Consider the following 25,825-nt stretch of genomic DNA (forward strand, 5'->3'; position numbering starts at 1 on the left):
GTCATGAGCTGGATCGTCGCCCCGATTCTCGTGGGGCTCGCCGGGCTGGTGGTGCTCGGCGTCCTCGCCCTGCGCGCGCTGCGTGCCGGCCTCGCGCTGCGCCGCGAGGTCGACCGCACCCAGGGCAGGCTGGAACCGGTCCGAATCCTGTTCGGCGATCACACCGGGGAGATCCGCCCGCCCCGCGGATGAGCCGGTGGGGGTGAGACCGCGCCCCGAGGAGCGTACGATCGGGACAGAGACCGCACGTCGCTCGGCGTAAGGATGTGTAATGCCCAACCTCGGACCCACTGAGCTGATCATCATCGGCCTGATCCTGGTGCTGCTCTTCGGTGCCAAGAAGCTGCCGGAGGCCGCCCGCGGGCTCGGCCGGTCGCTGCGCATCTTCAAGTCGGAGACCGCCAAGCTCCGCGAGGAGGACGAGGCCGACACCACGACCGCCACGGTCGTCCAGGCCAAGCCCGCCGTCGCCCCGGCACCCCAGCCGATCCCCCCGGCCACCCCGGTCCCCGCTCCCGAGCCGGTCTCCGTGCCGAGCGCCGAGGAGCAGGCCCGCAGGCTCGAGGAGCAGGCCGCCAGCCTGCGTGCCCGGTCGGGCGCGCCCAAGGCGCAGTGATCAGCGGTAGTCTGAAGATCTCCCCGATCAACCGACTCGTCACCCCGGGATTCGCGAATGGCGCTGCTGAAGTGGCCCAAATCAGGCCGGAACGGGGCGTCTCCGTCCCCTGAGGAGGCCGCCGACGGCCGGATGCCGCTCATGGCGCATCTGCGTGAGCTGCGCAACCGGCTGGTCATCGCCCTGCTCGGGCTGATCGCGGGCATCGTGGTCGGATTCATCTTCTTCGACCCGATCTGGAAGTTCGTCTCGGCTCCGTACTGCGGGCTGCCGCAGGCCCAGGAGCTGCGACCCGGGCAGTGCACGATGCTGATCCTCGGCGTCTTCGACTCCTTCTTCGTGAACCTCAAGGTCGCGGCGATGTTCGGCCTGGTCGTCTCCTCGCCGATCTGGCTCTGGCAGATCTGGGGCTTCGTCACCCCCGGCCTGTACCGCAACGAGAAGCGCTACTCGTTCCTGTTCATGCTGCTGGCCGTCCCGCTCTTCCTGGCGGGCGCGGCGCTGGCCTACTTCGTGATGGACACCGGCCTGTCGATCCTGCTCGGCTTCGCCCCTCCCGGGACGCTCACCGGCATCACGATCGACGAGTACCTCGGCTACGCCCTGATCATGCTCATCGTCTTCGGCATCTCCTTCGAGCTGCCGCTGCTGATGGTCTTCCTGAACATCATCGGGGTGCTGCCGCACGCGCTGGTGGCCAAGCACCGGCGCATGGTCATCTTCATCATGTTCGTCTTCGGCGCGGTGGCCACCCCCGGTGGCGACCCGTTCACGATGATCGCGCTGGCCCTGCCCATGGTGCTGCTGTTCGCCCTGGCAGAGGGCTTCATGTACCTGCGGGAGAGACGCCTGCCCAAGGGCGACGACTTCTCCCACCTGTCCGACGACGAGGCCTCCACCCTCGGCGACGACCACTCCGGCCCCTCCTCGCTCGACGACTCCTCGCCGCTGGACGAGGTGGAGCCCGTCCCCGCGCCCGCTCCTATCGATTCGAGAACGACCGATGCCGACCGTGCCCCCTAGGGGATAGATTCCGGTCCGTGCCCGCAGAGATCGCCGTCCTGGTCAACCCCGCCGCCCGCGGCGGCCGTTCGCGGGGGCTGCTCTCCCCGGTGCTCGACCGGTTGCGGAGGGGCGGGCGCGAGGTCTCGGTGATCCTCGGGGACTCCGCCTCCGACGCCCTGGAACGCGCCTGCACTGCCGTCGCCGAGCAGCCCGAGGCACTGGTGGCCTTCGGCGGCGACGGCCTGGTCCACCTTGCCGTCCAGGCGGTCGCGGGCAGCGGAGTGCCGCTGGGCGTCATCCCGGTGGGCACCGGCAACGACATCGCCGGAGCGCTCGGCATCCCGCTCAAGGCCCCCCTCGCCGCCGCCGACGTCGTGCTGCGCGGCCGGGTCCGCACGGTCGACGCCGCCAGGATCGGCGACGACGAGTGGTTCGCCGGGGTGCTGGCCTGCGGCTTCGACTCCCGCGTCAACGAGCGGGCCAACACGATGACCTGGCCGCCCGGCATGGCCAGGTACCTGGTCGCGCTCGCCGAGGAGCTGCGCTCCTTCCGGCCGATCCCGTTCCGCATCGACCTGGACGGCGAGATCGTCGAGCGCGAGGCCATGCTGGTGGCGATCGGCAACACCCGCTCCTACGGCGCCGGCATGCGGGTCTGCCCCGGCGCCCTGCCCGACGACGGCCTGCTGGACGTGACGGTCCTGGGCGCGATCCCCAAGGGGGAGTTCCTGCGCACCTTCCCCCGCGTCTACCGGGGTTCGCACGCGAGCCACCCGGCCGTCACCATGTACCGGGCCCGCCGGATCACCGTCGAGGCCCCCGGGGTGATCGCCTACGCCGACGGCGAGCGGATCGGCCCCACCCCGCTCACCTGCGAGATCGTCCCGGGCGCGCTGGAGGTGCTGGTCTGATCCGCCCCCGCCCCGGCGCTCCCGTACGGGACCGCCCGCCGGGCCGGGCGGGGAGGGAAAAGGGGGACGGACCGGAATCCCGATATCGGTAGGCTGGGGGTATGACGACCCCAGCGGAACGATACGCTGCCTTCCGTCAGAGCCAGGCCGAGAGCGGGCCCGCGCTGACCTCGTTCCGCGGACTGTACGACTTCGAGCTGGACGACTTCCAGCTCGACGCCTGCCGGGCGCTGGAGGCGGGCGACGGGGTCCTGGTGGCGGCGCCCACCGGCTCCGGCAAGACCGTGGTGGGAGAGTTCGCGGTGCACCTGGCCCTTCAGGAGGGCCGCAAGTGCTTCTACACCACCCCGATCAAGGCGCTGTCCAACCAGAAGTACAACGACCTGGTCAGACGGTACGGCGCGGCCAAGGTCGGCCTGCTCACCGGCGACAACAGCGTCAACGGCGAGGCGCCGATCGTCATCATGACGACCGAGGTGCTGCGCAACATGCTCTACGCCGGGTCCGGCACGCTGGCCGGGCTCGGGTTCGTCGTCATGGACGAGGTGCACTACCTCGCCGACCGCTTCCGCGGCGCGGTCTGGGAAGAGGTGATCATCCACCTGCCCGAGTCGGTGCGGCTGGTCGCGCTCTCGGCCACGGTCAGCAACGCCGAGGAGTTCGGCGAGTGGATGGGCGAGGTCCGCGGCGACACCAGCGTGATCGTCGACGAGCACCGGCCGGTCCCGCTGTGGCAGCACATGCTCGTCGGCAACCGCATCTACGACCTGTTCGTCACCGTCGACGACGACCGCCGCCCCCAGATCAACCCCAATCTGCTGCGCATCGCCAGGGACGAGGAGCGCCAGGCGTTCGGCAAGGGCCGCCGCGGCTACTCGCGCCCCCGCAGGGGCGGCCCGCCCGACCGGGCCGCCGCCATCGAGCGCCTGGACGCCGACGCCCTGCTGCCCGCGATCACGTTCATCTTCTCCCGGGCCGGCTGCGACGCCGCCGTCATGCAGTGCCTGCACGACGGCATCCGGCTCACCACCGACGCCGAACGCCACGAGATCCGGCAGATCGTCGACGAGCGCACCGCCCACCTGCCCGACGAGGACCTGGGCGTCCTGGGCTACCTGGAGTGGCGCGACGCCCTGGAGCGGGGGCTGGCCGCCCACCACGCGGGCATGCTCCCGTCGTTCAAGGAGGTCGTCGAGGAGCTGTTCACCCGCGGCCTGGTCAAGGCCGTGTTCGCCACCGAGACCCTCGCGCTCGGCATCAACATGCCGGCCCGCTCCGTGGTGATCGAGAAGCTCGACAAGTGGAACGGCGAGACCCACGCCGACCTCACCCCCGGGGAGTACACCCAGCTCACCGGGCGGGCCGGGCGGCGCGGCATCGACGTGGAGGGCCACGCGGTGGTCCAGTGGCAGCCGGGCATCGACCCGGTCCAGGTCGCGGGCCTGGCCAGCACCAGGACCTACCCGCTGCGCTCCAGCTTCCGCCCCTCGTACAACATGGCCGTCAACCTGGTCGGCCAGGTGGGCAGGGAGCGCGCCCGGACGCTGCTGGAGTCCTCGTTCGCCCAGTTCCAGGCCGACCGGGCCGTGGTGGGCCTGGCCAAGCAGGTGCGCCGCTCCGAGGAGGCGCTGGAGGGCTACCGCCAGGCGATGACCTGCCACCTGGGCGACTTCGAGGAGTACGCCGCCATGCGCAGGGCCCTGTCGGACCGCGAGGCGGAGCTGTCGCGCCGGCGCGGCGCGGCCCGGCGCCTGCAGGCGCTGCGCTCGCTGGAGGCGCTCAAGCCCGGCGACATCATCCGGGTCCCCGGCGGGCGCCGCGCCGGGCTGGCCGTGGTGCTCGACCCGGGCCTCAACTCCCGGGGCGAGGGCCCCTCCCCGCTGGTGCTGACCATCGGCAAGCAGGTCAAGAAGCTCTCCCCGGCCGACTTCCCCGTCCCCGTCGAGCCCGTCGAGCACCTGCGCATCCCCAAGAACTTCAACGCCCGGTCCCCCAAGGAGCGGGCCAACCTGGTCTCGTCGGTGCACGCCAAGATCGGTGACCGCGACGTCGGCAAGCCGGTGCGGGCGCGCGACCACGCGGCCGAGGACGACGAGATCATCCGGCTGCGCCACGACATCCGCCGCCACCCCTGCCACGGGTGCGACGAGCGCGAGGACCACGCCCGCTGGGCCGAGCGCTACCACAAGCTGCTGCGCGAGACCGAGGGCCTGCGCCGCAGGGTCGAGGGCCGCTCCCACGTCATCGCCCGTACCTTCGACAAGGTCTGCGGGGTGCTCGACCAGCTCGGCTACCTCGACGGCGAGAGCGTCACCGCCGAGGGCCGCAGGCTGGCCCAGCTCTACACCGAGCTGGACCTGCTGACCGCCGAGTGCCTGCGCTCGGGGCTCTGGGACGACCTGGACCCGGCCGAGCTGGCCGCGTGCGTGTCGTCGCTGGTGTTCGAGTCGCGCCAGGCCGACGACGCCCGCCAGCCCAGGATCCCCGCGGGCGCCTCCCAGAAGACGCTGGCCGACATGGTCCGCCTGTGGGGCGAGCTGGAGGCCATCGAGAGCGACCACGGCCTGTCGTTCATCAGGGAGCCCGACTTCGGCTTCGCCTGGGCGGCCTTCCGCTGGGCCAAGGGCCACACCCTGGACGCGGTCCTGCGCGACGGCGTCGGCGGCGCCGAGCTGGCCGCCGGTGACTTCGTGCGCTGGACCAAGCAGCTGCTCGACCTGCTCGGCCAGGTCTCCGACGCCGCCCCGGCCGGGAGCAAGGTCAAGCAGACCGCGGGCAAGGCGATGGACGCCCTGCGCCGCGGCGTGGTGGCCTACTCGTCCCTGAACTGACAGCGCGGGCCGGCCGGGATCTCCCGGCCGGCCCGCGTGTCATCCCACCGGGCTCGCGAGGGCGTCGCCGGGCCGGCTGCCGGGCCGACTGCCGGCCGGCTCGTCAGGCGGACTCGCGAGGGCGTCGCCGGGCCGGCCGCCGGGCCGGTTCGTCAGGCCGATCTCCGGGCCGGCTTGCGGGCCGGGCTGTCAGGCCGGCTCGAAGCGAATCTCGCGGGTGGCCGGGTCGGCGCGGGTCAGCCGCACCCGGACGCTCTCGCCCAGCGGCAGGTTCTCGCCGTCGCAGCACGCCACCACCGGCGGGTCGGTGACCTGCACCTGACCCCACGGCCGGTCCTCGGCCACGTCGATCACCACGGCCTCGAACGTCTGCCCCACCCGGTCGCGCAGCACGAACGCCTCCACCAGGTCCACGCACGCCCGCTCGACGCTCCCGGCCCGCCGCCCGGTGGCGTGCATGATCTCCGGCAGCTCGCCCATGGCGTCCTGGACGTCCTGGGGCACCGGCTCGCCGGCCGCGACGGCCAGGCAGATCTCGGTGGCGTAGCGGTCGACGAGCCGCCTCAGCGGCGCCGTCACGTGCGCGTACGGCGCGGCCACCGCGGCGTGCCCGGCCTGCGCGGGCGGCTCCCCGTTGAAGGCCACGTACCCGGCGCCGCGCAGCAGCACCGTCGACTCCTGCAGGAACGCGGCCTGCTCGGGGACCTTCGGGTCGAGGGCGTGCACGACGTCGCCGTACCCGGCGCCCTCGGGCCAGGCGACGCCGAGCGCCGCGGCCATCCGCCGGACCTGGGCGACCCGCTCGGCGGGGGCGGGCGGCAGCACCCGCAGCAGGCCGATCTCGGCGTCCAGCATCATCGAGGCGGCGGCCATGCCCGTCAGGAGCGAGATCTGCGCGTTCCACGCCTCGGCGTCCAGCGGCGCGCGCAGCTCCACCCGGTAGCCGTCCCCGTCCGGGACGACCTCCTGGTCGGGGGTGGGCAGCGTGACGCCGCCCCTGGCCCGCTCCAGGCCGAGCCTGAGCCGGCCGATCTCGGCCAGCAGGCGCAGCGTGCCGTCGGCGGTGCCGGTGTCGATCGCGGCCTGCGCGTAGTCGTAGTCGAGCCGCTCGCGGCTGCGGACCAGGGCCCGGGTCACGTCCGCGCCCACGATGTTCCCCTCGGCGTCGAGGTCCACGCACCACAGCGCGGCCGGACGGTCCACCCCGGGCAGCAGGCTGGCCGCGCCCTCCGAGAGCACGGGCGGGTGCAGCGGCACCCGGCCGTCGGGCATGTAGACGGTCTCGCCGCGCAGGCGGGCCTCGGCGTCGATCGCGCCGCCGGGCCTGACGAACGCCCCGACGTCGGCGATGGCGTACCAGACGCGGTAGCCGCCGGGCCGCTCCTCCAGGTGCAGGGCCTGGTCGAGGTCCATCGCCCCCGGCGGGTCGATGGTGATCATCGGCAGGTCGGTACGGTCCAGCCGGGGCAGGGCGGGCGCCTCGGCGACCCACTCGGCCTCGTCGACCACCGCCCGGGGGAACTCCTCGGGCAGCTTCATCTCACGACGAATCCGTTCGAAACCGTCGTCGAGCCGCGGATGGGACTCTCCGGGCACCCGGATGCTCTTGTGAGGCACAGGGAGCAACCTACCGGCTTTCGGGGGACCCACCACACGGCCGGGGCCCCCGGACGTGCCAGGGGCCCGCGAAGGGGGTCACAGGGCCGAGGTCAGCCTCTCCAGGGGGCTGCGCAGGCCGTAGCGCTCACCCAGCGCCGCCAGGGCCTCCGGATCCCGGGGGGCGGAGGGGAGCGCGAGGTCGATCGCGGGCACGGGGGCGTCGCGGGCGACCTGGACCACGCCGGGGGCGGCCCGCAGGTACTCGCGCGCGGCCGACAGCTTCGCGCGCCGCCCCGCGGTCAGCACGGCCGCGCCCCCCTGCGGGGACCCGCTCCCGGGATCGTCCTCGTCGAGGGCCCGCAGCAGCGCCTCCAGCGAGCCGTAGGCGGTGATCAGGGCCGCCGCCGTCTTGTCGCCCACCCCGGGCACGCCCGGCAGGCCGTCGCTGGGGTCGCCGCGCAGGGTGGCGAAGTCGGCGTAGGCGCGGCCGGGGACGCCGTACTTCTCGGTCACCGCCGCCTCGTCGATCGTCTGGAGGTTCTTCACCCCCCTGGCGGTGTAGAGGACGCGGACCGGCCGGGTGTCGTCGACGAGCTGGAACAGGTCGCGGTCGCCGGTGACGACGTCGACCGGGCCGCCCGCCCGCGCGGTGAGCGTGCCCATCACGTCGTCGGCCTCGTAGCCGGGCACGCCGACGCGGGCGATGCCCACGGCGTCGAGCACCCGCTCCAGCACGGGCACCTGCGGGGCGAGCGTGCCGGGGGTCTCCTCGGCGCCGCCCTCGACGACCCGGTGGGTCTTGTACGTCGGGATCGCCGCGACCCGGAAGGCCGGGCGCCAGTCGGCGTCCATGCAGGCGGCCATCTCCCCCGGGGAGTAGCGCCGGACGAGCATGGCGATCATGTCGATGACGCCGCGCACCGCGTTGACGGGCATCCCGTCGGGGGCGGTCATCGACTCGGGGATCCCGTAGTAGGCGCGGTAGTACAGCGAGGGGGTGTCGAGGAGCATCAGGCCGGGCATGGCGACCAATGTAACCAGTCAGCCGGGGAGGGCGACCGCCAGCACGCAGGTGTCGTCCTCGGGATCGGGGCCGCCGACCGTCTCGATGAGCCGGTCGAGCCCGCCCTCGGGATCCGTTCCCAGCAGGGCCGCCGCCTCCATGGCCAGCGCCACGCCCTCGTCGATGTCGCGGGCGCGCCGCTCCACCAGCCCGTCGGTGAACAGCAGCAGCAGGTCGCCCGCGCGCAGCCTGAACGCGGCCAGGCCGTACGGCTCGTCGTCGGTGGCGCCCAGCAGCACCCCGGCGGGCGGGTCGAGCTGGACGGCCCTTCCTTCGCGGACCAGGATCGGGGCCGGATGGCCGGCCTGCGCCCAGGTGAACATCCCGCCGACCGGGTCGAGACGGCCCACGGCTGCGGTCGCCGTGGTCTCCGGCATGCGCCGCAGCACGAGATCGTTGAGCCAGGTCAGCAGCCGGTCGGGGGAGTGGCCGGTCATCGCGAGGCCGACCAGGGCGTGCCGCAGTTGCGCCATCTGCGCGAGCGCCGGCATCCCGTGCCCGGCCACGTCGCCGATGGCGAGCTGGATCCCCCCGTCGGGCAGCCGGACGGCGTCGTACCAGTCGCCGCCGAGACCGCTCTCGACGCCCGCCGCCACGTAGCGCACGGCGACGCGGACGTGCGGCAGGTCGATCGCCTCGTCCAGGCCGGGCATGATCGCCTCGCGCAGCTCCACGCTCAGGTGGTGCTCCTCGGCGGCCTGCTCCCGTACGCGCAGCAGCATGTCCCGCGAGTCCGACATGATGCGCTCGGCCCGGCGGCGGAGGGTGATGTCCTGCAGGACGCCGTGCACGGCGGCGCGCCCGCCGCTCACCACGGGGTCGAGCACGGCCCGCAGGTGGCGGAGCTCGCCGTGGCGGCGGACGCGGAACTCCGCCTCCCCCGGCACGGCACGGCGCACCACAGACCAGAGCAGCCGGTCCAGGCCGGGCCGGTCGACGGTCTCGGCGTGGCCGGCGAGGTCGCGCAGCGGGATCGGGCCGTCGACGGGATCGCGGCCGAACATGGCGTACACCTGATCGGACCAGGCGGCCTCCCCGGTCCGGAGATCCCACTCGGCCCAGCCCAGGTCGCCCAGCCGTTCCGCGTGCGCCAGGCGCGCGGCGAGGAGGTGCGGCTCCCGCGGCTCCTGCGGCTTCACGGCCATGTGCTCACCCGGCTCGCCGTGCGGCCACCGTGCCTTCTCGGCGATGGTCGACGGAGCCGGGAGGGTCACCTGGTCGTTTCGTGGGTGGAGGGGTGGCTGGTGGCCGCCCACTACGCCGACCATGTAGCTCGCTCTCGAAAAAACGTGGCTTACGGATATTTTGTCAACGAAATGTGATCGTACTTCAACAGATTGTAGTCGCCGGGTCGCTTCCGCGCCTTCCTTTCCCGGACTTTCGGTCCGGCCCCGCGGGTGCGGCGCCGCCCCGCCCGGATTAGATTGGGCGGCGTGACAACGGAGTCCTCTGACCTCTATCCCGTGACCCGCCTGGCCGCCGCCCGGGAGGCGACGGCCGCCGCCGGCCTCGACGCGCTGCTGCTCACCCCGGGTCCCGACCTGCGCTACGTGACCGGGTACGAGGCGCTGCCGCTGGAGCGGCTCACCTGCCTGGTGCTCCCCGCCGGCGGTGAGGCGTTCATGATGGTGCCCCGCCTGGAGCTGCCCGCGGCCGAGCACTCCCCGGCCTCGCGCCTGGGCCTGGAGTTCGTCCCCTGGGACGAGACCGACGACCCCTACGCGACCGTCGCCGCCCGGCTGGGCGCCCCCCGCAGGGTCGGCCTGGCCGACCGGATGTGGGCGATGCAGTCGCTGCGCCTGCGCGCGGCCATGCCCGGCGCCGAGCAGGTGCTCGCCGGCACGGTGCTGCGCGGGCTGCGCATGCGCAAGAGCGCGGCCGAGGTGGCCGCGCTGCGCGAGGCGGGCGCCGCGATCGACGCCGTCCACGCGCAGGTGCCCGGCTTCCTCAAAGCCGGCAGGACCGAGCGGGAGATCGGCAGGGACATCGCCGAGGCGATCGTCGCGGCCGGGCACTCGACGGTCGACTTCGTCATCGTCGGCTCCGGCCCCAACGGCGCCAGCCCCCACCACGAGCTGTCGGACCGGGTGGTCGCCGAGGGCGAGCCGATCGTCGTCGACATCGGCGGCCAGATGCCGAGCGGCTACTGCTCGGACTCCACCCGGGTCTACGCGATCGGCGAGCCCCCGGCGGGCTTCCTGGCGTACTACGAGGTGCTCCGGCGCGCCCAGGAGGCGGCCTGCGAGGCGGTGCGGCCCGGTGTGCCGTGCGAGGCGATCGACGCCGCGGCCCGCGAGGTGATCGCCGCGGAGGGCTACGGCGAGTACTTCATCCACCGCACCGGCCACGGCATCGGCCTGGAGACCCACGAGGAGCCCTACATCGTCGCGGGCAACGCCAAGCCGCTGGCGCCCGGCTTCGCCTTCTCCGTCGAGCCGGGCATCTACCTGCCCGGCGCCCACGGCGCCCGCATCGAGGACATCCTCGTCTGCACCGAGGACGGCGGCGAGCGCGTCAACCACCGTCCCCGCGAGCTCGTCGTCGCCTGACGCGACGCCCCGCCGGGGAGCCGCACGACGCCTCGCTGCGGTGCCGCACGACGCCTCGCCGGGGCGCCGCACGGCGCGGTGGCACGGGCCCGATCGCCCGGCGGGAACGGCGGGGAGGGCGGGGACGCGACGGCCCGCGTCGTCCGCCCGCCGGGGGATGCCAGAATCGGGATGGCCGGTGACCCCGGCCGTCCCGCCGTCCGCGCCAGGACCTGGAGCACGCGGACACCACCCCCTTCCCCGAAGGATCCGGGGCGGGGTCCTCACGCTGGAGGATTCAGATGACCGTTGAGCGCGTCCTGCCGACCGGCGACGCCCATGACCTGCTGGACCTGGTCCGCGACCTGATCGCCAAGGAGGTCGCGCCCCGCGCCTCGGCCGACGAGGCCGCCGGCATGTTCCCGCGGGAGGTGTTCGCCACGCTCGGCCGCGCGGGCCTGCTCGGCCTGCCCTACCCCGAGGAGCACGGCGGCGCGGCCCAGCCGTACGAGGTCTACCTGCAGGTGATCGAGGAGCTCGCGGCCGGCTGGCTGGCCGTCGGCCTCGGGGTGTCGGTCCACACCCTGTCGTGCTTCCCGGTGGCCGCCTACGGCTCGGACGACCAGCGCGCCGCGCTGCTGCCCGAGATGCTGGGCGGCGAGTGGCTGGGCGCCTACTGCCTGTCGGAGCCGCAGTCGGGCTCCGACGCCGCCGCGCTGACCACCAGGGCGGTCCCCGGCACCGACGGCCACGACGGTTACACCGTCGACGGCGTCAAGGCCTGGATCACCCACGGCGGAGCCGCCGACTTCTACACGCTGATGGCCCGCACCTCCGCCGACGGCGCCCGCGGCATCTCCTGCCTGCACGTGCCCGCCGGCACCGAGGGACTGTCGTTCGGCGCGCCCGAGCGGAAGATGGGCATGAAGTCCTCGCCGACCGCGCAGGTCCGCTTCGACGGGGTGCGCCTGCCGCCCGAGGCGCTGCTCGGCGCCGAGGGGGAGGGCTTCCGGATCGCCATGGCCGCGCTGGACGGCGGCAGGCTCGGCATCGCCGCCTGCGCCGTGGGCGTGGCCCAGGCCGCCCTCGACGTCGCGACCGCCTACGCCGCCGAACGCCGCCAGTTCGGCTCGCGGATCATCGACTTCCAGGGGGTGGGCTTCATGCTCGCCGACATGGCCACCCAGATCGCCGCGGCCCGCGCCCTCTACCTGGACGCCGCCCGGCTGCGCGACGCCGGACGGCCGTACGGCACGCGGGCGGCGATGGCGAAGCTGTTCGCCACCGACATGTGCATGAAGGTCACCACCGACGCCGTCCAGGTCCTCGGCGGGTACGGCTACGTGGAGGACTTCCCGGCCGAGCGTCACCTGCGGGAGGCCAAGGTCCTGCAGATCGTCGAGGGCACCAACCAGGTCCAGCGCCTGGTGATCGGCCGCGCCCTGGCCAAGCAGGCCGGGCAGACGGGGTGAACCGGTCAGGTCAGGCGGGGTAGGCGGACAGGGGCAGGTCAGGTGGGACGGGAGGGCAGGCCGGGGGTGCCGGGCGCCGGGGCCCGTTCCGATGCCCTGCCTCCTTCCGACGCCCTGCCTCCTGCCTCCGAGGCCCGCTCCGTGTCTCGTTCCGAGCCACCCCGAGGCTCCGCCTTCCGACACCGAGGCCCGCTCCGTGTCTCGTTCCGAGCCCCCTGACGGACCCCGCGACGCGGGGCGTCCGTCAGGGGCGGCGCCCCGCGCCCGGAGGCGTCAGAGCCCGTACTCCTCCAGCAGCCGCAGCCAGATCTCGCTGACCGTGGGGAAGGACGGCACGGCGTGCCAGAGCCGCTCCAGCGGCACCTCGGCGGTGACCGCGATCGTCGCGGCGTGCAGCAGCTCGCCCACGGCCGGCCCGGCGAACGTCACCCCCAGCAGGACGCGGCGCCGCTCGTCCACGACGGCCTTGGCCCTGCCCCGGTAGTTCTCGCCCTGGAGGTAGGCGCCCGTCACGTTGCCCAGGTCGTACTCGACCACGCGCACCTCGAACCCTCCGTCGCGCGCCTCGGCCTCGGTCCGGCCGACCGCGCACACCTGCGGGTCGGTGAAGACCACCTGCGGGGCCCCGTACGCGCCGGCGGTGTCGCGCAGCGCGGGCAGGTCGTCCGGCTCGCCCTTGGCGCGCGCGGCGACGACGTCCCCGCACACCCGCGCCTGGTACTTGCCCATGTGCGTGAGCAGGGCCCGGCCGTTGACGTCGCCCACCGCGTACAGCCAGCCGTCGCCGACGCCGGTGGCGCGCATGTCGTCGCCGACCTCCACGTTCTTCCCGGCCTCCAGGCCGACCGTCTCCAGGCCGAGGTCACCCGTGGCGGGACGCCTGCCGGTGGCCACCAGCAGCTCGTCGGCCTCCACCGGAGGGCCTTCGGACAGGTGGACCGTCACCGGGCCGCCGGGCAGGGGCCGCTCGACCTTCGTCACCTTGACGCCGGTACGGACCGTGATGCCCGCCTCGGCGAACGAGGCGGCCACCAGCTCCCCGGCGAACGGCTCCATCCTGCCCAGCAGCCCGCCGCGCGCCAGCACGGTCGTCTCGGCGGCGCCGAGGCCGTGCATGGCCTGGGCCATCTCGCAGGCCACCACGCCGCCGCCCAGCACGGCCAGCCGCCTCGGGACGCTCCTGGCCGCCGTCACCTCGTGGCTCGTCCAGGGGGAGGCCTCGGCGAGGCCGGGGACCGGCGGGACGGCCGCCGAGCTCCCGGTGGCCAGCACGACCGCGTGACGGGCGGTCAGGGTGCGGACCGAGCCGTCCTTCGCGGTCACCGTGACCCGCTTGGGGCCGTCCAGCCGCCCGTGGCCGCGGACGAACTCCGCGGGCACCCCCTCGATCCACGCGACCTGGCCTGCGTCGTCCAGGTGGGACACGGCCTCGTCGCGCCGGGCGAGCACGGCGGCGGTGTCGATCGGCCCGATCGTCAGGCCCGGCACCCGGGATACCTCGGCGACCAGGTCCACCGGGCGCAGCAGCGCCTTGCTGGGGATGCACGCCCAGTACGAGCACTCCCCGCCGGCCAGGTTGCCCTCGACGACCGCCGCGGTCAGCCCTCCCCTGACCGCGCGGGCGGCGACGTTCTCGCCCGCCGGGCCCGCGCCCACCACCACCACGTCGAACTCGTCCGACACGACGTACCTCCCATAGAGAACCCGGTCACCGGCCCCGCGGCGCGTCGGCGGCACGGGGTCGTACCAGCTTCGCACCCCCGCTCCGGGCGGGCTCACGGACGGGGCCCGGCGCGCCGGGCGGCGGCAGGCGTGGGCGATGGCGCGATCGGCGGTCATCAGGTTGAGTCCCCTCGGGGGTGATCGTCTGCTCGCTGCCGAGGCTGTCGCGGTGCAGGATCTCCCCCTCCAGGAGCCAGCTCACGGTCTGCAGGCCGGTGTGCGGGTGCGCCGGGACGCGCATCGTCGCCCACCCGGGGCCGTAGTGGTCGACGAAGCACCAGGCACCGACCATCCGCACGTCCCGGTTGGGCAGGATCCGGGTGACCCTCATCGACCGCGGGCCGCCCAGCAACACGTCACGGCCGGTCAGCAGCTCGCTGACCGGCTCGGCCACCACGTCGGCCGGGCCGCCGCCCGCCGCCTCCCGGGGGCCCGTCTCCAGGTTGCTCATGCGGTGACCCTACGTCGAGGCCCGCGCTGGTCCGGTACCGCGCGGGGCGTTCCGGGCATCCCGGGCGCGCGGCGCCGACCAAGGGGTGGACCGGCTACGGATCCGCGGGCCGGTTCCGGTATCTTTCGTCCACCTCTCGGACGTCCGGACGCCAGCGGGACGGAACACCGTGCGAAGTGAGAGGCCGTTGACATCCTCCCCTCCCTGAGGGGAGGGGGTTCCCACGGTCGCCCGTGAGGGTTCCTGCTTCAGCGCCGACCGCCCGTCAGAGAGGACTCTCGTTGGGGTCTTACGTCAGCTCCACAGGCGTTTCACCTCTCCGCGAGCCCGGCGGCGAGGACGTTCTTCGCGGCGTTCACGTCCCGGTCGTGGGACGCGCCGCAGGCGCACGTCCACTCCCGGACGTTCAGTGGCATGGATCCCTGGAGGGTGCCGCACGCCGAGCACAGCTTCGAGGAGGGGAACCAGCGGTCCACCACCAGCAGCTCCCGCCCGTACCAGGCGGCCTTGTACTCCAGCATGGTGCGCATCTGACGCCACGAGGCGTCGGAGACGGCACGGGCCAGGGTGTGGTTGTTGACCAGGTTGCGCACGGTGAGGTCTTCGATCACGACCGTTTGGTTCTCACGGACGAGACGCGTGGTGACCTTGTGCAGATGATCGCGCCTGCGGTCGGCGATACGGGCATGCACCCGGGCGACCTTGAGTTTCGCCTTCTGCCGGTTGGCCGACCCCTTCTCCTTACGGGCAAGGCGCCGCTGAGCCTTGGCCAGGTTCTTGCGATCGGCCCGCTCGTGCCTGGGGTTGACGATCTTCTCTCCGGTGGAGAGGGTCGCCAGTGCCGTGATGCCCGCGTCCACGCCGACCGTGGCGGTCGTCGGGGGGAGCGGAACGATGCGGTCCTCGCACAGGATGGACACGAACCACCGCCCGGCCGCGTCCTTCGACACCGTCACCGTGGACGGGTCCGCCCCCTGGGGCAGCGGACGCGACCACACCACGTTCAGCGGTCCGTCCATCTTCGCCAGGGTGATCTGACCGTCCCGGTAGGTGAACGCCGACCGGGTGTACTCCGCGCTCGCCCGCGACTGCTTGCGGGACTTGAACGTGGGGTATCTGGCGCGTTTGGCGAAGAAGTTCGCGAACGCCGCCTGCAGGTGGCCGCAGCGCCTGCTGGAGCGGGACCGACGACACCTCGTTCAAGAACGCGAGGTCCTCGGTCTTCTTCCACTGCGTCAGCGTGGCCGACGATTCGACGTAGGAGACCTTGCGGCCTTCGGTCGTGTAGGCGTGGGTGCGGTGTTGGAGGGCTTTGTTGTAGACCAGGCGGGCGCAGCCGAACGTGCGAGACAGCTCCGCTGCCTGCTCGTTCGTGGGGTGGAAGCGGAATGTGAAGGCCCGCTTCACGATCTGCGCCATACTTCACCCGATACGGCAAGATCGGTTAGTTGGTGGGTGGAACGGGTGAAGCGGGTGGAGCGGGTCCAGGCATGCTCAGGTGCCGAAACGCCTTCCCGCTCCCGTTTCCTCCCCGGCCTGAAGGCCGGAGTATCCATGGGAGTTATTCGATGACCACCGAGACAGCTGCTCCCTCCCGATCCCGGCAGAGCCGCTGGAGCGCGCAGACCTGGTTCAACGTCGTGCTGATCGCCATGGCCGTCCTGCTCGGGATCTCCGCGGTCGTCGGCGCCACGGTCCTGCAGAACGCGGCCTCGGCCTCCAACCGCCTGATCGACCACATCTCCGTGGGCCGGATCCAGGCCGAGCGCCTGCAGGCGACCCTGCTGGACCAGGAGACCGGCATGCGGGGCTTCGTCATCACCGGCAACGAGGAGTTCCTGCAGCCCTACGTCGAAGGGCGCGCGGAGCAGTCCGCGGTGTCGGAGCGGATCAGGGAGCTGGTGCCGGGGGCCGCGCCGATGCGGGAACTCGGCACCGTGGAGAGGCTGGCCGGCGAATGGCGGGCCCGGTACGCCGAACCGATGATCGAGACTGCCAGGAAGACCGGCCCGGAGAGCGTGAGCGAGACGCTGATCGCGGAGAGCAAGAGCTCCTTCGACCTGGTCAGGAAGGCGCTCGACGCCCAGAACAACGCCTGGACCCAGGCGAGACTGGACGCCCGCGCCGAGCTGGAGTCGGCCCGCACGATCAGGGACGCGACCTTCTTCGGCATCCTGGCCGCCTTCCTGATCACCATCGTCGTCGTGGCGGTGCTGCTGAGGATCGCGGTGTTCGCCCCCCTGTCCCGGCTGCGGGAGGCCTCCCGCCGGGTCACCATGGGCGACTTCGACCACCACGTCGACACCGGGGGCCCGTCCGACCTCGCCGACCTGGCCGGGGACATGGAGGCGATGCGCAAGCGCATCGTCACCGAGCTGGAGGAGGCCCGGGAGTCCCGGCTGCGGGTCGCGGCCCAGGCCGAGGAGCTCAAGCGCTCGAACGCGGAGCTGGAGCAGTTCGCCTACGTGGCCTCGCACGACCTGCAGGAACCGCTGAGGAAGATCGCCTCCTTCTGCCAGATGCTGCAGCAGCGGTACGCCTCCCAGCTCGACGAGCGGGCCAACACCTACATCGACTTCGCCGTCGACGGCGCCAAGCGCATGCAGGTGCTCATCAACGAGCTGCTGACCTTCTCCCGGGTGGGACGCATCACCAGGGAACCCGTCGAGATGGACCTCAACGACGTGGTCGACCGGGCGCTGGCCAACCTCTCGGCCGTGGTCGAGGAGTCCGGGGCCGAGGTGGAGGTCGGCGACCTGCCGGTGTTCCTCGGCGACAGGACGCAGTTCGTGATGCTCTGGCAGAACCTCATCGGCAACTCCCTGAAGTTCCGCGTCCCCGACCGCACGCCCCGGGTCACGATCGAGGCCGAGCGGGTGGAGCGGGAGCCCGGCGGGGCGGGGGAGTGGCGGATGACCGTGACCGACAACGGCATCGGCATCGCCGCCAACTTCGCCGACAAGATCTTCGTGATCTTCCAGCGGCTGCACCAGCGGGACGCCTACGAGGGCACCGGCATCGGCCTGGCGCTCTGCAGGAAGATCGTGGAACAGCACGGCGGCACGATCCGGCTCGACACCGAGTACACCGGCGGGGCCCGCTTCGTCATCACGCTGCCCGCCCCGCCCCTGCCGCCCGCCACGGAGGAGCCCGAGCCGGTCGCGGCGGCCGGGACCACCGGGGCCGCCACGACCACCGAGGCGACCATGACCACGGGGACCACCATGGTCGGCGGGGCCACCGGGACCGACGGGACCACGGAGGCCACCACGGCCGACGGGACCGCCGTGACCGAGGGGACCGCCGCGGGCGCGGACAGGAGCGGGACCGTGCCGGGACCGTGACGCCGGGGCGGCGCGCGCGGTCCCCGGTGCCGTTACCGTGTACCGGGTGGAGGAGATCGACCGCCGTATCATCACGCTGCTGGCCAGAGACGGCCGGATGAGCTTCACCGATCTCGCCAGGGAGACCGGGCTGTCGGTGTCGGCGGTGCACCAGCGGGTGCGCCGGCTGGAGAAGCGGGGCGTGCTCCGCGGTTACGCGGCGCTCGTCGACTACGACGCCATCGGGCTGTCGCTCACCGCGTTCGTCTCCATCAAGCCGACGGACCCCGCCGCCGCCGACGACGCCCCCGAGCGGCTGGCCCACCTGAGCGCCATCGAGGCGTGTCACAGCGTGGCCGGGGACGAGAGCTACATCCTCAAGGTCCGGGTGGCCTCGCCGATCGCCCTGGAGGAACTGCTCAACCAGATCCGCGCCTCCGCCAACGTGTCCACCCGCACGACGGTCGTGCTCAGCACGCCGTACGAGCACCGCGTCCCGGAACCGGCGGGACCGGACGACCCCAGGCCCGACAGGGCCGACGAGCGCGGCTGACCCCTCCCGGTGACCGCCGCCCCCGGCGGGCGGTGACGACCACCTGGATCGGTCGATGACCGACTTGTCGGATCAGGGGTGGTTGATCCAAACTCGACGGGTGCCCGCCCAAAAGATCGTCATCGACTGCGACCCGGGGATCGACGATGCCCTGGCGCTCGTCCTCGCCCACGGGAGTCCCGAGCTGGAGATCCTGGGGATCACCACGGTCGGCGGCAACGTCGACCTGGCCAGGACCACCGACAACGCGCTGCGGCTCCGCGAGTTCCTGGGATTCGGCGGCGTGCCGGTCACCCCGGGCAGCGCGGGCGCCCTGCTGCGTTCCCGGGTGAACGCCGCCGAGGTGCACGGCGACTCGGGTCTGGGAGGCGCGCTGCTGCCCCCGGCGACGCTCCCCGTGGCCGCCGGGCACGCCGTCGACTTCATCGTCGAGACGCTCCGGGCCGCTCCGGGCGAGGTGACGCTGGTCGCCATCGGCCCGCTGACGAACGTGGCGCTCGCCGTGCTCAAGGAACCTCGCGTCACCGAGTGGGCACGGGGGCTCACCATCCTCGGCGGGTCGTACACCCGGGGCAACTTCTCCCCGGCGGCCGAGTTCAACATCGCCGCCGACCCGGAGGCCGCCGCGATCGTCTTCGGGGCCGGCTGGACGGTGACCATGATCGGCCTCGACGTGAGCCGTGGCGCGATGACCACGCGGGCCGTGGCGGACCGGATGGAGGCCATGGGCAGGCTCGGCACCGAGCTGCTCATCCCGTGCGTGGGGTTCCACGGCACGATCACCGCCGACGGCGGTCCCGCGATCCACGACGCCTGCGCGATCGCGCACCTGATCGACCCCTCACTGATCACCCTTGAGCCCGCCGTCGTCGACGTCGAGACGGCGGGCCGCTTCACCTCGGGCATGACCGTGACCGACTTCGCCCTCCGGGGCCGCACCCCCAACGCCCTTGTCGGCACCACCCTCGACACCGACCGCTTCTGGGATCTCCTGCTGGACGTCTACGCCCGCGTCGCGGAGTCCGTCGAACGGTAGGCGCGGGACGGCGTTCCGCCGACCCGCCGACCCGGCGTCCGGAGCGGGGCGGGGCGCCCGGCCACCGGACGGCGCGGCCGGTGGCGCAGGCCCTCGGCCGGGGCGGTCAGCGGTAGTAGCCCTCGACCGGGACGCGTGCCTCCTCGAACAGGGCAGGGCCCTCCTGGGGCACCCGGGGCCATCCCCCGCCCGGCTTGAGCGTGGCGAACTGCTCGTCGGACAGCGCGTACACCACGCGGCCGAGCCCGGAGCGTTCGACGGCTCCCTGGCACATGGGGCAGGGCCGGCAGCTGGTGTACATGGTGGTACCCGCCGCGACGGCCGGGTCCAGCTCGCGGGCGGCCCAGCGGGCCAGCTTCAGCTCGGGATGGGCGGAGATGTCGTTGTCGCTGGTGACCGTGTTGTGCTCCTCGGCCAGCACGTCGCCGTCCGGGCCGACCAGCAGCGACCCGAAGGGGGCGTCCCCGGTCGCGCGGGCGTGCGCGGCCAGGGCGATGGCCCGGCGCAGGAAGGTCTCGTCCTCAGGTGTCACGATCGCTCCGTTCATGGGTGACGGGTGACGGGGTGGCGGGGGCCGCCCCGGGCCACAGGTCGGCGACGGTCGCGAGCGCGGCGAACTCCTGGCGCGCCCAGCCGACGCCCACGCCGAGGATCAGCCGGCCGCCGCTGAGACGGTTGAGGTTCGCCGCCATCCTGGCCGTCAGGAGAGGATGGCGGTAGGGCACGATGAGCACCGAGGTGCCGAGCATGATCCGTTCGGTGACGCCGGCCAGCCAGGAGAGCGCGGTGAACGGCTCGTAGAACGGGGCCGGGTACTGCTCGGCGACGTCGGGCGTCACCACGACGTGGTCGGAGATCATCAGCAGGTCGTAGCCGAGGGCCTCCACGGTCCGCGCCCAGCGTCGCAGCACGTCCGGGCCGGTCCCCGGCCCGAAGTTCGGCACGTTCACCCCGAGTCGCATGGGAAGGAGAATACCCAGGCGACATGCCCGTCCTGAAGGTGACATTCACGGTGTCGGCGGCTCTCACCGTGGATCTGCCGGTATGTTCGGCGAATGGCCGAGGATCTCGACACCACCGACCGGGCGATCCTGGCGGAGCTCCAGCGGGACGGCCGCGTCCCCCTCACCGAGCTGGGACGTTCGATATGGCGGTTCGCCTGGCGGTGAATCGCCATCTCCTGTCCTGCTCCGTAGGGGTCCGATTCCTCCCCCGCCCGGAGGCGGGGGTTTCCTCGGAGGTAACTGATGAGGCTGATCTGCCGCAGGCCGGGCGCTACCGGCTCGATCGCGTCGACGACGTCGACCAGCATCGCGAGGTTGGGCGGGACGAGCTCGGCCCACGTGGGCCGGTCCTGGTAGGCGGCCCTGGCCGCCGCCGGCCTGGGACCCGCCCTGGTCCCCTCCACCATCTGCCGAAGGGGTACGAGGGCCACGTCCTGCGGCCCAGGCCGGCCGTCACCCCGGTCCTCACCGCCTACGCGCGCACCGGGTTCGACGCGCTCGCCGCGGCCTTCCTCGCCGTGCTCGCCGACGGTGTGGCGGGCACGCTCCTTCCCGTGGACCGCCCCGGGCGCTCCGCGGACGCCGCGGAGCCCTACCCCGGTGCGCCGGTCGCGCCCGTCACGCCGGGGCCGCCCTGACGCAGGTCCGCGACCGCGGCGACGACCCGGTCGACCTCCTCCTCGGTGTTGTAGTAGTGCGGCGACAGCCGCAGGCACCAGTCGACGTCCTTGTCGCCGAAGTCGAACCGCGCGAACTCGCGGAAGCTCAGCGCCGAGTTGACGCCCCGCGCGTCCATCGCCGCCTTGAACGGCCCCGGCTCCCACCCCTCGACCGAGAAGGTGACGATGGCGCCCAGCCGCGGGCCGCGATCCAGCGTCCGTACCCCGGGGAGGGCGCCGAGGCCGTCGCGGAGCCGGGCGCCGAGCGCGGGGGAGCGGCTCGCGATGGCGTCGAGGCCGACCCGGCGGGCGTAGCGCGCGGCGGCGGCGCAGCCGAGCACGGTCGCGTAGGGGAACTCCCACTCCTCGAACCGGGCCGCCGACTCCACGGCCCGGTAGCGGTCCGGCCCGACCCAGCGGGCGCCGTGCATGTCGATGAACAACGGCTCGTACCCGGCGCGCAGGACCCGGTCGGACACGTACAGGAAGCCCGAGCCGCGGGGGCCGCGCAGGAACTTGCGGCAGGTCGCGGTGAGCAGGTCGCAGCCGATCTCGGCCACGTCGACCGGGTACTGGCCCACCGACTGGCAGGCGTCGACCAGGTAGAGCAGGTCCAGCTCGCGGCAGTGCCGGCCGATCTCGGCGACGGGCTGGACCAGGCCGGAGTTGGTGGGGATGTGGGTGGCGGTCACCAGCCGGGGGCGGCGCTCGCGCATCAGCGCGGCCATCGCCGCCACGTCCACCCCGCCCTCGGGCGCGTCGGGCGCGTGCACGATCTCCACGCCGAACCGCTTGCGCAGCGACAGGAAGGCGATCTGGTTGGAGACGAAGTCGTTGCGGGTGGTGAGGATGACGTCGCCCGCCTGGAACGGGATCGCCGACAGGGCGGTGGCGAAGGCGTGGGTGGCGCTGCCGGCGAAGGCGACGTTGCCCGGCCCGCAGTTGATCAGGGCGGCGATCTCCGTGTAGAAGGCGCGCACCTCGGTCTCGCGGGCGGCCGAGGCCTCGTAGCCGCCGATCCGCGCCTCCAGGTTCAGGTGGTCGGTCATCGCGGTCAGCACCGGCGTGGCCAGCAGCCCGCAGCCGGCGTTGTTGAAGTGGACGACCCGCTCGCAGCCCGGCGTGTCCGCCCGCAGGGTGGCGAGGTCCGGTAGCGATTCCGGCCTGCTCACAGAAGTGCTACTGTCGTTTCTCATGAATGACGGTAGCACTTCCGCATCGCTGGTGACCAGCCTGCGGGAGCTGCTGGCCGGCCTGTCACCCGGTGACCGCCTGCCGAGCAGCCGGGAGCTGATCCGCCACCACAGGGTCGGCCCGGGGACGGTCTCGCGCGCGATCGCCGTGCTGGCCGCCGAGGGCGCCGTGGTCACCCTCCCGGGCAGTGGCACCTTCGTGGCGTCGCGCCCCCGCGGGGGCGCCGGGGGGGCCGACACGGTCTGGCAGACGGTCGCGCTCACCGACCGCACCGTCGACACGGGCCCGCTCACCGACGCGCTCGGCCCGCCGCCCCCCGGGACGATCATGCTGGACGGCGGCTACCCGCACCGTTCGCTGCGGCCCACCCGGCCGCTGGGCGCGGCGCTGGCCCGCGCGGGGCGCCGCCCCGACGCCTGGGACCGCGCCCCGGCGAACGGCCTGGCGCCGCTGCGCGCGGTCTTCGCCGGCATGGCGGGCGGCGGCATGACGCCGGACGACGTGCTGATCACCGCCGGCGGGCAGAGCGCCCTGTCGATGGCGTTCCGGGCCATCGCCGGGCCGGGCAGCCCGATCCTGGTGGAGTCGCCCACCTACCCGGGCGCGCTGGCCGCCGCCCGGAGCGCGGGGCTGCGTCCCGTCCCCGTCCCCCTGGACGACGACGGGGTGCGGCCCGACCTGCTGGCCGAGGCGTTCGCCATGACCGGCGCGCGGGTGTTCTACTGCCAGCCGGCCCACCACAACCCGACCGGCGTCGTGCTGGCACCCGGGCGCCGCCGGTACGTCCTCGACGTGGCCCGGGCCGCGGGCGCCTTCGTCGTCGAGGACGACTTCGCGCGCCACCTCGGCCACGGCGGTCAGGTGCCGCGACCGCTGGCGGCCGACGACCGCGACGGCACGGTCGTCTACCTGACCTCGCTCACCAAGCCCGCGGCCCCCAGCCTGCGCATCGGGGCGCTGGCGGCCCGCGGGCCGGTGATGGAACGGATGAGGGCGGTCCGGATGGTCGACGACTTCTTCGTCACCCGCCCGCTGCAGGAGACCGCCCTGGAGCTGGTCGGCTCACCGGCGTGGGACCGCCACGTCCGCGCGCTGGGCACGGCCCTGCGGGAACGCTGCGCGGAGCTGGCGGCGGCCGTCGCCAGGGAGCGGCCGGACTGGACCGTCACCCGGATCCCCGCGGGCGGGCTGCACCTGTGGGTACGCCTGCCGGACGGCGCCGACGACACCGCGATCGCCGGGGCCGCCCGCCGGCACGAGGTCGCCGTCGGCGCCGGCCGCCGGTACTTCGCGGCCGAGCCGCCCGCGGCCTTCCTGCGCCTGGGGTTCGCGGCGGCGGGCGACCTCGCCGAGCTGACGGAGGCGGCGCACCGGCTGCGTCACGTCTGAGACGCCCTCCCGGGCCCTCCCCGGCTCTTCCCCGCCCTTTTCCTCGCCCTCTCCCGGCCCTTGTTCCCGCGTGCCCCGGTCTCTTCCCGGACGGCGGCGACCCCGCCTCCTCCCCGGACGGTGCGGGCCCGGCCCCGTGAACCGTTCCGCCGGCCGTCAGGTGAGGGCGTGGAAACGGGCCCGCAGCCGGGCCCTGGCCTCCTCGCCGGCGCCCAGGGCGTCCAGTCCCAGCAGCGCGGCGCCCATGACGGGCGGGGCGTCGGCCACGATCAGCTCGGCGTGCGGGGCGCGCTCGGCGAAGCCCCGCTCCAGCAGCCCGCTCATGAGCGGGTCGCGGGCGGTGAGCACGCCGCCGCCCAGGACCACCTCCATCGGGACGCCGAGCAGGTCCAGGCGGCGCAGCGCGACCACCGCGAGCACGACGACCTCCTCGGCCATCCGGGACACCAGGGAGCGGGCCACCTCGTCGCCCGTGGCGGCGACCGCCATCAGCACCGGCGCCAGCTCGTTCAGCCGGACGTGGGCCAGCTCGCCGAAGTGGACGGCCAGCGACACCTCCTCGACCGTGCGGGTGCCGAAGTGCCCGCGGACGGCGTCGGCCAGCGCGGTGGCCGGGCCCCGGCCGTCCTCGGCGCGCACGGCGTGCCAGAGCGCCTCCTCGCCGAGCCCGAGCCCGCCGCCCCAGTCGCCGGTGAGCCGTCCCAGCGCCGGGTAGCGCGCCACCTGTCCCGAGGGGGAGACCGCGACCGCGTTGACGCCCGCCCCGCACACCACGGCCACGCCCGCGGGCCCGGAGGCGCCGGCGCGCAGCAGCGCGAAGGTGTCGTTGCCGACGGTCACCCGCCGGCCGTACCCGCGCGAGAGGATCTCCGCGCGCAGCGCCTCCTCCTCCACCGGCAGGTCCGCGCCCGCGACGTAGGCGGCGACGTGGTCGGCGTAGGGCGGGACCGCCCCGGGGCCGAGCGCCGAGCGTACGGCCTCGGCGAGCACGTCGATCGCGCGCGCCACCCCGGCGGTCTGCGGCTGGAACGCGGCGCCGCGCCCGGTGGCCAGGACCGAGCCGTCCTCGGCGACCAGCGCGACGTCGGTCTTGCTGTTGCCCCCGTCGACCGCCAGCGTCGTCCTCACGCGGTCGCCCAGGGCAGGTGGACGCGGTTGGCCTCGACCAGGCGCCGCGCCAGGTCGCCGGAGAGCGGGAACTGCCCGACCAGCGGGTGCGCCAGCAGCGCGTCGGCGACGCGCTCCTCGCCGCCGTGCAGCGCCGCCTCCAGCGCCAGCGTCTCGTACGCGGTGACGTGCGCGATCAGCCCGGCGAAGAGCGGCTCCACCGGCTCCACCGGCAGCGCGGTCGCGCCGGCCGCGGTGACCGTGGCCGGCACCTCGATGACGGCCTCGTCGGGCAGGAACGGCAGCGTGCCGCCGTTGCGCAGGTTGACGACCTGGGTGTCGCCGCGATCATTCACCAGCGAGGCGATCAGCGCCACCGCCGCCTCCGAGTAGAAGGCGCCGCCGCGCCGTTCCAGCAGCTCGGGCTTGGTGTCCACCGCGGGGTCGGCGTACAGCCTCAGCAGCTCGGTCTCCATGGCCGCCACCTCGGCCGCGCGCGAGGGTTTCGTGCGCTGCTCGGCCACGACCCGGTCGTGCTCGTAGAAGTAGCGCAGGTAGTAGGAGGGGACCACGCCCAGCCGGCGGATCAGCGCGGCGGGCAGGCCGACCTTCTCGGCGATCCTCTCGCCGTGGCTCTCCAGCAGCTCCGGCAGCACGTCCCGCCCGTCGAGGTGGACGGCCCGCTCCCAGGTGAGGTGGTTCAGTCCGACGTGGCCCAGGGAGATCCGCCCGGGGGCGACGCCCAGGTCCTCGGCGAAGCGGCGCTGGAAGCCGATGGCCACGTTGCACAGGCCGATGGCCCGGTGCCCGGCCTCCAGCAGCGCCCTGGTGACGATGCCGACCGGGTTGGTGAAGTCGACGATCCACGCGCCGGGCGCGTGCCTGCGGACCTTCTCGGCGATGTCGAGCACCACCGGCACCGTGCGCAGCGCCTTGGCGAGACCGCCCGCGCCGGTCGTCTCCTGCCCGACGCAGCCGCACTCCAGCGGCAGCGTCTCGTCCACGTCGCGCGCGGCCTGGCCGCCGACGCGCAGCTGCAGCAGGACGGCTCCGGCCCCGGCGACGCCCTCCTCGACCGAGGTGGTCGCGACGACCGGGGCCGGATGCGCGGCCCGCGCCAGCATCCGGCGGGCCATCCCCGCGACGAGGCCCAGCCGGCGCGCGTCCGGATCGACCAGCGCGATCTCGGTCAGCGGCAGCTCGTCGCGCAGCCGCGCGAACCCGTCGATCAGCTCCGGCGTGTACGTCGAGCCGCCCCCGACAACGGCGAGTTTCACCTTGTTGACTCCTTCGGCGTGGCGCCCTGGACGAGAACCCTCCGGGCGAGGGGGACATGACGAGCACCGGGGCCATGACGAGCGG

Annotated in this window: 22 protein-coding genes and 1 pseudogene; 12 read left to right on the forward strand and 11 right to left on the reverse strand. The window is 73.6% G+C overall.

Features of this window, described 5'->3' with window-relative positions; genetic code table 11:
• Positions 1-3 precede the first annotated feature (3 nt).
• The 5 genes from ACLQ2R_RS15780 (at position 4) to ACLQ2R_RS15800 (ending at position 5,363) form a co-directional block, all read left to right on the forward strand.
• Entirely contained in the window at positions 4-192 is a 189-nt protein-coding gene (locus ACLQ2R_RS15780; RefSeq protein WP_425960234.1) for a hypothetical protein, read from the forward strand.
• A gap of 79 nt (positions 193-271) precedes the next feature.
• Positions 272-616: a Sec-independent protein translocase subunit TatA gene (gene tatA / locus ACLQ2R_RS15785; RefSeq protein ID WP_425960235.1), complete on the forward strand. Its 345-nt coding sequence runs from the start codon at positions 272-274 to the stop codon at positions 614-616.
• Positions 617-757: 141 nt separating this feature from the next.
• Positions 758-1,639 (forward strand): twin-arginine translocase subunit TatC, encoded by an 882-nt coding sequence (gene tatC, locus ACLQ2R_RS15790; protein WP_425960236.1) that lies wholly within the window; start codon positions 758-760, stop codon positions 1,637-1,639.
• 17 nt (positions 1,640-1,656) lie between these two features.
• Positions 1,657-2,532, forward strand: a complete 876-nt coding sequence (locus ACLQ2R_RS15795) for a YegS/Rv2252/BmrU family lipid kinase (RefSeq protein WP_425960237.1) — start codon at positions 1,657-1,659, stop codon at positions 2,530-2,532.
• A gap of 101 nt (positions 2,533-2,633) precedes the next feature.
• Positions 2,634-5,363 carry a DEAD/DEAH box helicase gene (locus tag ACLQ2R_RS15800; RefSeq protein WP_425960238.1) on the forward strand — a complete coding sequence of 910 codons (2,730 nt, stop codon included), beginning with the start codon at positions 2,634-2,636 and terminating at the stop codon, positions 5,361-5,363.
• Positions 5,364-5,552: 189 nt separating this feature from the next.
• On the opposite strand, the gene ACLQ2R_RS15805 is transcribed toward ACLQ2R_RS15800, so the two are convergent.
• The 3 genes from ACLQ2R_RS15805 to ACLQ2R_RS15815 form a co-directional block, all read right to left on the reverse strand.
• Positions 5,553-6,902, reverse strand: a complete 1,350-nt coding sequence (locus ACLQ2R_RS15805) for an RNB domain-containing ribonuclease (RefSeq protein WP_425960239.1) — start codon at positions 6,900-6,902, stop codon at positions 5,553-5,555.
• Between the two features lie 156 nt (positions 6,903-7,058).
• Positions 7,059-7,985, reverse strand: a complete 927-nt coding sequence (locus ACLQ2R_RS15810; protein WP_425960240.1) for a 5'-3' exonuclease — start codon at positions 7,983-7,985, stop codon at positions 7,059-7,061.
• A gap of 18 nt (positions 7,986-8,003) precedes the next feature.
• Entirely contained in the window at positions 8,004-9,239 is a 1,236-nt protein-coding gene (locus ACLQ2R_RS15815) for a PP2C family protein-serine/threonine phosphatase (protein ID WP_425960241.1), read from the reverse strand.
• A 219-nt stretch (positions 9,240-9,458) separates the two neighbouring features.
• Between ACLQ2R_RS15815 and ACLQ2R_RS15820 the strand changes: the two genes are divergently transcribed.
• Together ACLQ2R_RS15820 and ACLQ2R_RS15825 are read left to right on the forward strand one after the other, a co-directional pair.
• Positions 9,459-10,574, forward strand: a complete 1,116-nt coding sequence (locus ACLQ2R_RS15820; RefSeq protein ID WP_425960242.1) for a M24 family metallopeptidase — start codon at positions 9,459-9,461, stop codon at positions 10,572-10,574.
• 281 nt (positions 10,575-10,855) lie between these two features.
• Positions 10,856-12,025: an acyl-CoA dehydrogenase family protein gene (locus ACLQ2R_RS15825; RefSeq protein WP_425960243.1), complete on the forward strand. Its 1,170-nt coding sequence runs from the start codon at positions 10,856-10,858 to the stop codon at positions 12,023-12,025.
• Positions 12,026-12,298: 273 nt separating this feature from the next.
• Here ACLQ2R_RS15825 and ACLQ2R_RS15830 read toward each other — a convergent pair whose 3' ends face one another.
• From ACLQ2R_RS15830 to ACLQ2R_RS15840, 3 genes and pseudogenes are all read right to left on the reverse strand, one after another.
• Entirely contained in the window at positions 12,299-13,708 is a 1,410-nt protein-coding gene (locus tag ACLQ2R_RS15830) for a dihydrolipoyl dehydrogenase family protein (protein WP_425960244.1), read from the reverse strand.
• A gap of 25 nt (positions 13,709-13,733) precedes the next feature.
• Entirely contained in the window at positions 13,734-14,198 is a 465-nt protein-coding gene (locus ACLQ2R_RS15835; RefSeq protein WP_425960245.1) for a pirin family protein, read from the reverse strand.
• Between the two features lie 311 nt (positions 14,199-14,509).
• Positions 14,510-15,617 (reverse strand): annotated as a pseudogene (locus ACLQ2R_RS15840) (RNA-guided endonuclease InsQ/TnpB family protein).
• A 149-nt stretch (positions 15,618-15,766) separates the two neighbouring features.
• Here ACLQ2R_RS15840 and ACLQ2R_RS15845 point away from each other — a divergent pair.
• From ACLQ2R_RS15845 to ACLQ2R_RS15855, 3 genes are all read left to right on the forward strand, one after another.
• Positions 15,767-17,542, forward strand: a complete 1,776-nt coding sequence (locus ACLQ2R_RS15845) for a sensor histidine kinase (RefSeq protein ID WP_425960246.1) — start codon at positions 15,767-15,769, stop codon at positions 17,540-17,542.
• 46 nt (positions 17,543-17,588) lie between these two features.
• A complete protein-coding gene (locus tag ACLQ2R_RS15850) occupies positions 17,589-18,074 on the forward strand; it encodes an Lrp/AsnC family transcriptional regulator (RefSeq protein ID WP_425960247.1) in 486 nt (161 codons plus the stop codon).
• A gap of 100 nt (positions 18,075-18,174) precedes the next feature.
• The gene (locus ACLQ2R_RS15855; RefSeq protein ID WP_425960248.1) at positions 18,175-19,110 is read left to right on the forward strand and encodes a nucleoside hydrolase; all 936 of its coding nucleotides are present in this window, start codon (positions 18,175-18,177) and stop codon (positions 19,108-19,110) included.
• 106 nt (positions 19,111-19,216) lie between these two features.
• Here ACLQ2R_RS15855 and ACLQ2R_RS15860 read toward each other — a convergent pair whose 3' ends face one another.
• Entirely contained in the window at positions 19,217-19,642 is a 426-nt protein-coding gene (locus ACLQ2R_RS15860; protein WP_425960249.1) for a nucleoside deaminase, read from the reverse strand.
• Complete coding sequence (locus ACLQ2R_RS15865; RefSeq protein WP_425960250.1) at positions 19,632-20,072, reverse strand: LLM class flavin-dependent oxidoreductase; 441 nt, start codon at positions 20,070-20,072, stop codon at positions 19,632-19,634. The genes ACLQ2R_RS15860 and ACLQ2R_RS15865 overlap by 11 nt, the downstream gene beginning before the upstream one ends.
• Before the next feature lie 93 nt (positions 20,073-20,165).
• Here ACLQ2R_RS15865 and ACLQ2R_RS15870 point away from each other — a divergent pair, with 93 nt between their 5' ends.
• Positions 20,166-20,279, forward strand: coding sequence for an AsnC family transcriptional regulator (locus tag ACLQ2R_RS15870; protein ID WP_425960251.1), 114 nt, complete (start codon positions 20,166-20,168; stop codon positions 20,277-20,279).
• 427 nt (positions 20,280-20,706) lie between these two features.
• Here ACLQ2R_RS15870 and ACLQ2R_RS15875 read toward each other — a convergent pair whose 3' ends face one another.
• Complete coding sequence (locus ACLQ2R_RS15875; protein WP_425960252.1) at positions 20,707-21,945, reverse strand: aminotransferase class V-fold PLP-dependent enzyme; 1,239 nt, start codon at positions 21,943-21,945, stop codon at positions 20,707-20,709.
• Between the two features lie 22 nt (positions 21,946-21,967).
• On the opposite strand from ACLQ2R_RS15875, the gene ACLQ2R_RS15880 reads away from it, so the two are divergent.
• Positions 21,968-23,356 (forward strand): PLP-dependent aminotransferase family protein, encoded by a 1,389-nt coding sequence (locus tag ACLQ2R_RS15880; protein WP_425960253.1) that lies wholly within the window; start codon positions 21,968-21,970, stop codon positions 23,354-23,356.
• A 156-nt stretch (positions 23,357-23,512) separates the two neighbouring features.
• On the opposite strand, the gene ACLQ2R_RS15885 is transcribed toward ACLQ2R_RS15880, so the two are convergent.
• Complete coding sequence (locus ACLQ2R_RS15885) at positions 23,513-24,484, reverse strand: N-acetylglucosamine kinase (protein WP_425960254.1); 972 nt, start codon at positions 24,482-24,484, stop codon at positions 23,513-23,515.
• Positions 24,481-25,740, reverse strand: coding sequence for a 6-phospho-beta-glucosidase (locus ACLQ2R_RS15890; RefSeq protein WP_425960255.1), 1,260 nt, complete (start codon positions 25,738-25,740; stop codon positions 24,481-24,483). The genes ACLQ2R_RS15885 and ACLQ2R_RS15890 overlap by 4 nt, the downstream gene beginning before the upstream one ends.
• Positions 25,741-25,825: the final 85 nt, after the last annotated feature.

The organism is Streptosporangium sp. DT93 (assembly GCF_049844535.1).
GTDB lineage: Bacteria > Actinomycetota > Actinomycetes > Streptosporangiales > Streptosporangiaceae > Streptosporangium.

Bases quoted from the DNA above. Each gene is read 5' to 3' on its own strand.
- ACLQ2R_RS15780 (WP_425960234.1), top strand. From the start codon at position 4: ATGAGCTGGATCGTCGCCCCGATTCTCGTGGGGCTCGCCGGGCTGGTG.
- tatA (WP_425960235.1), top strand. From the start codon at position 272: ATGCCCAACCTCGGACCCACTGAGCTGATCATCATCGGCCTGATCCTG.
- tatC (WP_425960236.1), top strand. From the start codon at position 758: ATGGCGCATCTGCGTGAGCTGCGCAACCGGCTGGTCATCGCCCTGCTC.
- ACLQ2R_RS15800 (WP_425960238.1), top strand. From the start codon at position 2,634: ATGACGACCCCAGCGGAACGATACGCTGCCTTCCGTCAGAGCCAGGCC.
- ACLQ2R_RS15805 (WP_425960239.1), bottom strand. From the start codon at position 6,902: ATGAAGCTGCCCGAGGAGTTCCCCCGGGCGGTGGTCGACGAGGCCGAG.
- ACLQ2R_RS15810 (WP_425960240.1), bottom strand. From the start codon at position 7,985: ATGCCCGGCCTGATGCTCCTCGACACCCCCTCGCTGTACTACCGCGCC.
- ACLQ2R_RS15825 (WP_425960243.1), top strand. From the start codon at position 10,856: ATGACCGTTGAGCGCGTCCTGCCGACCGGCGACGCCCATGACCTGCTG.
- ACLQ2R_RS15835 (WP_425960245.1), bottom strand. From the start codon at position 14,198: ATGAGCAACCTGGAGACGGGCCCCCGGGAGGCGGCGGGCGGCGGCCCG.
- ACLQ2R_RS15845 (WP_425960246.1), top strand. From the start codon at position 15,767: ATGACCACCGAGACAGCTGCTCCCTCCCGATCCCGGCAGAGCCGCTGG.
- ACLQ2R_RS15865 (WP_425960250.1), bottom strand. From the start codon at position 20,072: ATGCGACTCGGGGTGAACGTGCCGAACTTCGGGCCGGGGACCGGCCCG.
- ACLQ2R_RS15870 (WP_425960251.1), top strand. From the start codon at position 20,166: ATGGCCGAGGATCTCGACACCACCGACCGGGCGATCCTGGCGGAGCTC.
- ACLQ2R_RS15880 (WP_425960253.1), top strand. From the start codon at position 21,968: ATGAATGACGGTAGCACTTCCGCATCGCTGGTGACCAGCCTGCGGGAG.